Origin of the sequence: Streptomyces recifensis (assembly GCF_002154615.1) — a bacterium.
Classification (GTDB): domain Bacteria; phylum Actinomycetota; class Actinomycetes; order Streptomycetales; family Streptomycetaceae; genus Streptomyces; species Streptomyces griseoluteus.
The window spans coordinates 1-9,405 of the sequence record NZ_MUNH01000482.1; the positions used below are offsets into that span (position 1 = coordinate 1).

Consider the following 9,405-nt stretch of genomic DNA (forward strand, 5'->3'; position numbering starts at 1 on the left):
GGGCCGGGTGCAGCCGTGGGACGTGGCGCCGGGCGGGCTGCCGGCGGAGGCGGCGGGCGAGCGGCGGGACGAGGCCGCGCGGACGGCGGTGCGCCGTGCGGCACCGGACCGCCCCCCGCGCCGGACCCGCCACGGCAGACTCTGCGGGCCCGGCCAAGAGGAGGAGCCAGGCCTGTCCCTGGTGGTCCTCGCCCCGCGTGACGAGGTGGCGGTGCACGCCCCGGACCCGTTCCTCGCCGAGCCCCTCATGATCTCCGGTACTCCCCATCTCTACGCGGGGGTGGTGGAGGGGACCGGTGTCGTCGGACCGCTGGTGCTGCCCGGCCGGACGGGGTGCGCCGGCTGTCTTCAGCAGCACCGCACCGACGAGGACGCGGCATGGCCCCGGCTGATCACCCAGTGGCGTTCGGGCCGGGCGCGCCGGGTGGGGGCCTGTGATCTGACCCTCGCCACGGCGGTCGCCGGACTCGCCGCGGCGCACGCCCTGAGCTTCCTCGACGGGGGCGAACCTACGGCCACCGGCACCCGCTGGGAGGCAGCCCTACCCGCTCTGACCTGGGACGCTCATCCCGTCGCCCCGCATCCGGCATGCGGCTGCGGGGCGAAGGAGAGGAAAAGGGGAAGCACCCCGGCGCGGGCCGGGGAGGAAGCGGAGGGGGAGCACTCCTCAACGCGAGGGCCGGCGCGCGCGACAATGGCGGTGCAACGGCCGTCGGCCGAGCGACGACGCGAGACCGGCGCGGCGCGGCCGACAGGGACTTGGAGGGCGCATGTCTGATCTTCCCCGGAAGGCGGTCACCCGGACCGCGAAGCTCGCCGCGCTCCCGCTCGGCTTCGCCGGCCGGGCCACCTGGGGGCTGGGCAAGCGGATCGTGGGCGAGTCGGCCGAGCTGGTGGGGCGGGAGCTTCAGCAGCGCACGGCCGAGCAGCTCTTCAAGGTCCTCGGCGAGCTGAAGGGCGGGGCGATGAAGTTCGGGCAGGCGCTGTCCGTCTTCGAGTCCGCGCTCCCCGAGGAGGTCGCCGGGCCCTACCGTGCCGCGCTGACCAAGCTCCAGGAGGCGGCGCCCCCGATGCCGACCCGTACGGTGCACGCCGTACTGGCGGAGCGGATGGGCGAGGACTGGCGGGAGCTGTTCCTGGAGTTCGAGGACAAGCCCTCGGCGGCGGCCTCCATCGGCCAGGTGCACCGGGCGGTGTGGCACGACGGCCGGGAGGTCGCGGTCAAGGTCCAGTATCCGGGCGCCGGCGAGGCCCTGCTCTCGGATCTTGGTCAACTCAGTCGGTTCGCCCGCCTGTTGGGGCCGCTGATCCCCGGCATGGACATCAAGCCGCTGATCGCGGAGCTGAAGGACCGGGTCTCCGAGGAGCTGGACTACGAGCTGGAGGCGCAGGCGCAGGCCGCGCACGCGGCGGAGTTCGCGGACGACCCGGACGTAGTGGTCCCGGCGGTGGTGCACCAGTGCGACCAGGTGCTGGTGACCGAGTGGATCGACGGCATCCCGCTGTCGGAGATCATCTCCGGCGGCACCGAGGAGCAGCGCGACCGGGCCGGGCAACTGCTGGCGCGCTTCCTCTTCTCCGGCCCGGCCCGCACCGGCCTGCTGCACGCCGACCCGCATCCGGGCAACTTCCGGCTGCTGCCGGCGGGCACCGACGGTGAGGACGGCTGGCGGCTGGGCGTGCTGGACTTCGGCACGGTGGACCGGCTCCCCGGCGGGCTGCCCCCGACCATCGGGGTGGCGCTGCGGATGACGCTGGACGGGGACGCCGAGCCGGTCTACGAGATGCTCTGCGAGGAGGGGTTCATCAAGGAGTCCATGGACCTGGACCCCGACGCCGTCCTCGACTACCTGCTGCCGATCATCGAGCCCGCGCAGGTGGACACCTTCACCTTCGCCCGGTCCTGGATGCGCGGCCAGGCGGCCCGCGTCGCCGACCCCCGCTCCCCCGCGTACCAGCTCGGCAAGCAGCTCAATCTGCCGCCGTCCTATCTGCTGATCCACCGGGTCACGCTGAGCACCATCGGTGTGCTGTGCCAGTTGGGCGCGACGGTGCGGCTGCGGGAGGAATTGGAGGAGTGGCTGCCGGGGTTCGGTCCGGACGCGGACTCGCTGGAGTCCGAGGCGTTGCGGGCCGAGGCGGAGGAAGCGGAGGAGGACCTGCCGGAGGAGCCCGCGGCGGAGGCATAGGTCCGGCGCGGAGGCGCGGGCCCGGTGGAACCGTAGGCCCGGCGGGGGGCATGCCTCGGGGGCCGGTCCGTTCGGCCGGACCGGCCCCCGAGGGGAAGACTTCGCCTCCCTGAGCCGGGAGGCCGCCGCTTCGGGTGGGTGCGCTCAGTGCGCGTCGAGGGCGGCGCCTACTGCATGACGGCGACGGCGAGCGCACGGCGGGCACGCAGGGAGGCGCGCTCCGCCCGGCGCTGCATCCGCCGGGCGGTGGCCAGGCTCATGGCCCGGCGCTCCCGCTGGGCGTCGTGCAGGCGCTCGTGCATATGCGCACGAGCCAGGGCTTCTGGGATGAGTTGCATTTCGCGGGTCCTGTTCGTCTGGCGCGAGCCTGTCACGCCACGGTTTTCGAGGTCTGGGGTCGCCGAGCCGGTGGGCTCGCTGGTGGACGGCTTCATCGGGGCCTGCTTCTTGGGGTCGTGCGTGAGGGGACGGTCGATCGTTCCTGCGGGGTGCATGCGTGCGATGTTCATGCCGTGACCGGGTTCTTGCGCGGGCGGCCACGCGGCCGCTTCCGGGCGACGACGACGCCCTGGACGAACAGCTCCCCGCCCCAGACGCCCCAGGGCTCCCGGCGCTCCTTGGCCCCGGCGAGGCAGGCCTCGACCAGCGGGCAGGTGCGGCAGAGCGACTTGGCGTACTCGACATCGGCCGGCGACTCGGCGAAGAAGACCTCCGGGTCGTAGGAACGGCAGGGGACGGGCACGCCGAGGTTCTCGATGGCGTCGTCGAGCGCGGTGAGCGCGGTGAGGGGGAGCAAGGCGGGGTCCTCCGTGGAGCCGAGCTGAGTGATCGCTTGTGAAGGCGGTACTGACGGGGCGTGCGCTTCGAGTTGCACGGGGTGTTTTCCTCGTCTGGTCGTTCCGGTCGGTGGACCGGGTGTCGGCTGGGTACCGGGTTCTCTTTTGTTGTCCCGAGGCGTCTTCGGGGTGTTCTCCCTGTTCGGGGAAAACAGAAGGGCCGCGGTTCCCGGATGGGGTTCCGCGGCCCTGAAGGCGCCTGCCTGATCGGCGATCAGGCTGGATCACTCCAGGGTTCTGGCCCACGGAAGGCCCACATCTGGTGGTGCTGCGTCTGCTTGCGGAATCCGGCACCGGCCGCCGCGAAGGCATAGGCGCCCTGCGCCTGTGCCTCTACCGCTGCCAGTGCCTTGGTCGGTCGCTCATTGCGCTCGCGGACAGGGAGGTCCACGGAGAGCAGCGAGGAGGCCGGACGGGCGGCACGAATGCCGGACAGACCGGTGCCCTGGGAGGGCGCGCCGAGCATGCACAGGGAGACGGCCGGACGATCGGTCATTTTGACCGGGCTGGTGATGATGGTCTCGATGCTGATCATTGGGCTCGCCTCCTCTCGGCGTCTTGGGGACCGGGGTGAATCGGTCCTCGGATATGGAAGTACAGCACGGATTCACAGCCTTCGAGAAGGCCGCCGTTTCCGTGCCTAGAACCTATGGGGATTCCTGGCGCGGGCGCAAACTATTTTTGCGACGAGTTCCGATCAGTGGTCCCGGCCGCGTTCGCGGGGGCGGTTCCGACCTCCTGGCCTGCGCAGATGGCCAGTACGTCGGTGCCGTAGCGGCGCAGCTTGCGGTCCAGGACGCCAGGGATGCGGGAGAGTTCGGCCGCGCAGTCGGGGCGGGTCTCGGCGATGGCCATCAGGGTGCGGTCGGTGAAGACGCAGAAGTCCGGCTGCCCGCTCTGTCCCGCCTCCACCGCCCGCCACTCCCGCAGCCGCTCGTACAGGCCCTCGTCCATGTCGGAGGGGCAGTCCTCGCAGCGCATCAGTTTCATCTCGCCGGCGTCGGTGAGGGTGCGCCCGCAGACCCGGCAGCGGGCCGGGGAACGCTGGGCGCGCCGGGGCGCGGCCGGGAGGCCGCCGAGGGTGCCGCGCTCGACGCCGCCGGTGCCGGTCGCCGCGCGGCCGACGGTGGCGGTGGAGCCGGGCCGCAGTCCGTCGAGGAAGCGGCTCGGCTTGCGGCCCGCCCTGCCGCCGGGCGAGCGGGCGAGGGACCAGGAGAGATGGAGCCGTTCCCGCGCGCGGGTGACGCCGACGTAGAGGAGACGGCGTTCCTCCTCGATCTGCTCGTCGGTCTTGGCGTAGGTGATCGGCAGCATGCCCTCGGCGACGCCGACCAGGAAGACGGCGTCCCACTCCAGGCCCTTGGCCGCGTGCAGCGAGGCGAGGGTGACGCCCTGGACGGTCGGGGCGTGCTGGGCGGTGGCCCGCTCGTCCAGCTCCGCGACCAGGTCGCTCAGGGTGGCCTCGGGGTGCGCGGCGGCGAAGTCGTGGGCGAGGGCGACCAGCGCGGCCAGCGACTCCCACCGTTCGCGGACGGCGCCGGAGCCGGCCGGGGGTTCGCTGCTCCAGCCCTCGCCGGAGAGCACAGCGCGGACCTGGGAGGGCAGGTCGACCGCCTCGTCGAGCAGGGAGTCGTTGCCGCCGAAGCGGGCGGCGGCGCGCAGGGCGACACCCGCCTTGCGCACCTCGGGCCGGTCGAAGAAGCGCTCGGCGCCGCGCAACTGGTACGGGACGCCGGCGTCGGCCAGGGCCTGCTCGTAGGTCTCGGACTGGGAGTTGGTGCGGAACAGGACGGCGATCTCGGCGGCCGGCGTCCCGGCGGCGATCAGCTCACGGATGCGGCGGGCGGCGCCCTCGGCCTCGGCGGGCTCGTCGGTGTACTCGGTGTAGACGGGTTCGGGACCCTGGGCGCGCTGGGAGACCAGTTCCAGCCGGTGGTCGGCGGCGCGGCCGTGGGCCTGGGCGAGCAGCCCGTTGGCGAGGCGGACCACCTGGGGGGTGGAGCGGTAGTCCCGGACCAGCTTGACCACGGTGGCGCCGGGGTGGCGGAGCCGGAAGTCGAGGAGATGGTCGGGGGTTGCACCCGTGAACGAGTAGATGGTCTGACTGGCGTCTCCGACGACACACAGGCTGTCGCGGTCGCCGAGCCACAGTTCGAGCAGCCGCTGCTGGAGCGGGCTGACGTCCTGGTACTCGTCCACCACGAAGTGCTGGTACTGGGCGCGTACCTGGTCGGCGATGTCGTGCCGGTCCTGGAGGACGGCGACGGTCAGCAGCAGCACGTCCTCGAAGTCGATGACGGCGCGGTCGCGCTTGAGGTTCTCGTAGGCCGCGTAGAGGTGGGAGATCTCGGCCGGGTCGCGCGGGGTCTCGCGGCCCGCCTTCACGGCCGCGTAGGGATAGTCGGCGGGGACGGTCTGGGTGACCTTGCACCACTCGATCTCGGCGGTGGCGTCCCGCAGCTCGCCCCGGTCCAGGCGGAGGCCGCAGGCCGCGGCCGCGTCGGCGACCAGCTGGATCTTGCGGTCGACCAGCCGGGGCAGCCCGCCGCCGATCGCTTTCGGCCAGAAGTATTGAAGCTGGCGGAGCGCGGCGGAGTGGAAGGTGCGGGCCTGCACGCCCTGGGCGCCGAGCTGGCGGAGCCGGCCGCGCATCTCGCCCGCGGCCCGGTTGGTGAAGGTGACGGCGAGCACGCTGGAAGGCGTCAGGAGGCCCGAGCGCACCCCGTACGCGATGCGGTGGGTGATCGCGCGGGTCTTGCCCGTGCCCGCTCCGGCCAGGACGCACACCGGCCCGTGCAGGGCGGTGGCGACCTCGCGCTGCTCGGGGTCGAGCCCTTCGAGCACCGCGTCGGCCGAGTCCGGGGTCCGCGGGAAGAGAGGGGAGGGCGTTGCTGCTGTCACATGGCCATGCTGCCAGGTCGGCCGGGACCATCGCGTCGATTGTCCACAGGCGGGCCCCGATAGTCGTTTTAATGCGGCGGGTGTCACAGCGGCCGCGTGCGGCGGGCATCACATCCGTGGGAATGCACGTCGGGTCTCCCGCGTTTGCCCAGTGCACGACGTAGGACATACCCCCCGGCCGCCTGAGGAGCGCGAGACATGCAGGGCACTGTGACGATGTACAGCACGACTTGGTGCGGTTACTGCCGCCGGCTGAAGGGCCAGCTCGACCGGGAGGGCATCCCCTTCACCGAGATCAACATCGAGCACGACCCGGAGTCCGCCACGTTCGTGGAGAAGGCGAACGACGGCAACCAGACGGTGCCGACCGTGCGCGTCGTGCCCGTCGGCGGTGGCTCCGAGGTCGTCATGACCAACCCGAGTCTCGCCCAGGTGAAGCAGGCCCTCGGCGCCTGACCGCCAGAACCGCCGGAACCCCGGCCGCCCGTGCACAGGGCGGCCGGGGTTTCTCGCGTCTAGAAGGCGCTCCGGGTCGGCAGCGGCTTGCCGTACCACATCTCGATCAGCCGCGCGGCGATGGAGATGCCGTAGGGCGGCAGCACCTCGCCGGACTCGAAGGCCGCGCCCAGCTCGTCGCGGGAGAACCAGCGGGCCTCCTCGATCTCCTCGCCGTCGGCGTCGATCTCGGTGGAGGTGGCGTGGGCGAAGAAGCCCAGCATCAGGCTGGACGGGAACGGCCAGGGCTGGCTGGCGACGTACTCGACCTCGCCGACCGTGATGCCCGCCTCCTCGAACACCTCGCGGCGCACCGACTGCTCGATGGACTCGCCGGGCTCGACGAACCCGGCCAGCGTGGAGAAGCGGCCCTCGGGCCAGTGCACCTGGCGGCCGAGCAGGATGCGGTCCTGGTTGTCGGTGACCGCCATGATCACCGCCGGGTCGGTGCGCGGGTAGTGCTCGGCGCCGCAGGCGGGGCAGCGCCGGATGTGCCCGGCGGCGGCGATGACGGTGCGCTCGCCGCAGCGGGAGCAGAAGCGGTGGGTGCGCTGCCAGTTCTCCAGGCCGACCGCGTGCACCATCAGCCCGGCGTCGCGCGGGGAGAGCAGCAGGCCCGCCTCGCGCAGTCCGGCGGGGCGTGCGGACTGGTCGATGCGGCCGGGCAGGGAGTCCTTCTGAAGCGCGAAGTAGCTGACGCCGTCCTCGTCCTCGCCCAGGAAGTAGCGGTGGGCCTCGGTGAGGGGGGCCTCGAAGGAGGGGGTCATGACGAGTTCGGTGCGCCCGTCGGGCGTCTCGTCGATGAGCACCTGGCCGCCGGAGACCACGAAGCAGCGGGTCGTGGGGTGGCTCCACGCCGCCGCGAGCCAGGCTTCGTCGAGCCGGTGGTGGGCGGCTCGGTCGATGCCGCTCGGGGCGGTGAGCGAGATGGGTCGGTCAGCGGTGTGGTCGGTCCGGGTGGTCACTGGTGCTTCCAACTCCCCCAATGGAACGGTCGGTTCGGCGGGCGGTTCAACGGGATACGGGTCAGGGGCACCGCGGCCGGGCGGGGGCGGCCGGGCCGGGCGGTCCTTCCAGTGTGCCCGGCGCGCGGTGCCGTTCCCGAACGGCGGCTGTTCAGCAGGGTGCGCGGCGCCAGTTCTCGGCGAGGTCGCTCCACAGGTGGGCGCTGGTCTCGACGCCCTTGAAGAGCAGGTCAAGCTCGACCTTCTCGTTGGGGGCGTGCCAGCCGTCGGAGGGGACGGAGATGCCGAGGAAGAGGACCGGGGCGCCCAGCACCTCCTGGAGGTCGGCGGCGGGACCGGAGCCTCCTTCCCGGGTGAAGCGCACGGGCTTGCCGAAGGCGCGGCCCATCGCGCGGGCGACGGACTGCAGTGCGGGGTGGTCGAGCGGGGTGAGGCAGGGGCGCGTACCCGGGCTGAAGTCGATCTCCAGCCGGATGCCTGCGGGCGCCTGCCGCTCGGCCCAGTCCTGTACGGCCTTCTCGACGGCGCCGAGATCCTGACCGGCGACCAGCCGGAAGGACAGCTTCACCACGGCCGTGGAAGGAATGATCGTTTTGCTGCCGGCGCCCTGGTAGCCGCCGCCGATGCCGTTGACCTCGGCGGTCGGGCGGGCCCAGATGCGCTCCAGGGTGCTGTACCCGGCCTCGCCGTGGGCCGCGTGCGACTTTGCGGTGCGCAGCCACTCGGCCTCGTCGAAGGGCAGCTCGGCGAAGAGGTCGCGCTCGCGCTCGGTCAGCTCCACGACGCCGTCGTAGAAGCCGGGGACGGCCACGCGCCCGTGCTCGTCGTGCAGGGCTGCGACCAGGCGGGCGGCGGCGGTGGCCGGATTGGGCACGGCACCGCCGAAGGAGCCGGAGTGGATGTCCTGGTCGGGGCCGTACAGCCGGATCTCGCACTCGGCGAGGCCCCGCATGCCCGTGCACACCGTGGGGGTGTCCTCGGACCACATGCCGGTGTCGGAGACGATCACGGCGTCGGCGGCGAGGCGGTCGGCGTGCTCCTCGACCAGGGCGCGGAAGTTCGGGGAGCCGGACTCCTCCTCGCCCTCGATCAGCAGCTTGAGGTTGACGGCGGGCGCGGTACGGCCGGTCGCGGCGAGGTGGGCGCGGACGCCGAGTGTGTGGAAGAACACCTGGCCCTTGTCGTCGGCGGCACCGCGCGCGTGGAGGCGGTTTCCTCGTACGACGGGCTCGAAGGGGTCGGTGTCCCAGCCGTCCGCGCGGGCGGCGGGCTGCACGTCGTGGTGGCCGTAGACCAGCACGGTGGGGGCCTCGGGGTCGCCCGAGGGCCATTCGGCGTAGACGGCCGGGGCGCCGGGGGTGGGCCAGACCTCGGCCACCGGGAAGCCGGTCGCGGTGAGTTTCCCGGCGAGCCAGTCGGCGCTGCGGCGGACATCGGGGGCGTGTTCCGGCTGGGCGGACACGGACGGGATGCGCAGCCAGGCGGCAAGGTCGTCGAGGAAGGCGGCGCGGTGTCGTTCGATGTACGCGTGGACGGCGCTGTCCGGGGTCTGGCTCATGCTCACGAGCCTATCGGCCCGCGCGGACATCCTCGGCGGGCGGTTCGTCACACCCCGGTGTCCCCCTCGCCCCGGTTCGCTCCCCTTCGAGCAGTCGCGCCAGCTCCTTTCGGCCGGGCAGCGGGTCCGGGCGGTCCACCTCCCCGGTACGCACGTACAGGAACGCGGCCGTGACCCGTTCCGGCGGGATGCCCTGCTGCTCCGCCCAGGCCAGCCGGTACACGGCGAGCTGGAGCGGGTCGGCGCCGCGCGTGCGGCCGGTCTTCCAGTCGAGGATCTCGTACGTGGCGTCCGCGCCCTCGCCGTCCTTGTAGACGGCGTCGATCCGGCCGCGCACGACCCGCCCGGCGAGGGTGAGCTGTACGGGGACCTCGACCCGGTACGGCGTGCGCCGGGCGTACTCGGTGCGCTCGAAGGCCTCCTTGAGGGCTTCGAGGTCGGCCTCGTCGGCGATCTCGGCG

General features: G+C 72.6%; 10 protein-coding genes. 3 read left to right on the forward strand and 7 right to left on the reverse strand.

All coding sequences use genetic code 11. The features are described 5' to 3' along the window. On the forward strand, window positions 1–778 hold a 778-nt coding region (locus CCN33_RS23405), incomplete at its 5' end, for a TOMM precursor leader peptide-binding protein (RefSeq protein ID WP_140394636.1). Beyond that, window positions 771–2,189: an ABC1 kinase family protein gene (locus tag CCN33_RS23410; RefSeq protein ID WP_086695483.1), complete on the forward strand. Its 1,419-nt coding sequence runs from the start codon at window positions 771–773 to the stop codon at window positions 2,187–2,189. The genes CCN33_RS23405 and CCN33_RS23410, both read left to right, overlap by 8 nt. Before the next feature lie 167 nt (window positions 2,190–2,356). Here CCN33_RS23410 and CCN33_RS23415 read toward each other — a convergent pair whose 3' ends face one another. The 4 genes from CCN33_RS23415 to CCN33_RS23430 form a co-directional block, all read right to left on the reverse strand. Then, entirely contained in the window at window positions 2,357–2,683 is a 327-nt protein-coding gene (locus CCN33_RS23415) for a hypothetical protein (RefSeq protein WP_086695484.1), read from the reverse strand. Window positions 2,684–2,694: 11 nt separating this feature from the next. Next, the gene (locus tag CCN33_RS23420; RefSeq protein ID WP_030807350.1) at window positions 2,695–3,063 is read right to left on the reverse strand and encodes a WhiB family transcriptional regulator; all 369 of its coding nucleotides are present in this window, start codon (window positions 3,061–3,063) and stop codon (window positions 2,695–2,697) included. A gap of 176 nt (window positions 3,064–3,239) precedes the next feature. After that, window positions 3,240–3,560, reverse strand: coding sequence for a hypothetical protein (locus tag CCN33_RS23425; RefSeq protein ID WP_086695485.1), 321 nt, complete (start codon window positions 3,558–3,560; stop codon window positions 3,240–3,242). Window positions 3,561–3,700: 140 nt separating this feature from the next. Further along, window positions 3,701–6,013, reverse strand: a complete 2,313-nt coding sequence (locus CCN33_RS23430; RefSeq protein WP_425275864.1) for an ATP-dependent DNA helicase UvrD2 — start codon at window positions 6,011–6,013, stop codon at window positions 3,701–3,703. 111 nt (window positions 6,014–6,124) lie between these two features. Between CCN33_RS23430 and CCN33_RS23435 the strand changes: the two genes are divergently transcribed. Further along, window positions 6,125–6,382: a mycoredoxin gene (locus CCN33_RS23435; RefSeq protein WP_086695487.1), complete on the forward strand. Its 258-nt coding sequence runs from the start codon at window positions 6,125–6,127 to the stop codon at window positions 6,380–6,382. Window positions 6,383–6,441: 59 nt separating this feature from the next. Here CCN33_RS23435 and nudC read toward each other — a convergent pair whose 3' ends face one another. The 3 genes from nudC to CCN33_RS23450 all read right to left on the reverse strand — a co-directional run. After that, entirely contained in the window at window positions 6,442–7,386 is a 945-nt protein-coding gene (gene nudC / locus CCN33_RS23440; RefSeq protein WP_086695488.1) for an NAD(+) diphosphatase, read from the reverse strand. Between the two features lie 151 nt (window positions 7,387–7,537). After that, window positions 7,538–8,944, reverse strand: a complete 1,407-nt coding sequence (locus tag CCN33_RS23445) for a dipeptidase (protein WP_086695489.1) — start codon at window positions 8,942–8,944, stop codon at window positions 7,538–7,540. Window positions 8,945–8,954: 10 nt separating this feature from the next. Further along, on the reverse strand, window positions 8,955–9,405 hold a 451-nt coding region (locus tag CCN33_RS23450; protein WP_244173914.1), incomplete at its 5' end, for a PD-(D/E)XK nuclease family protein.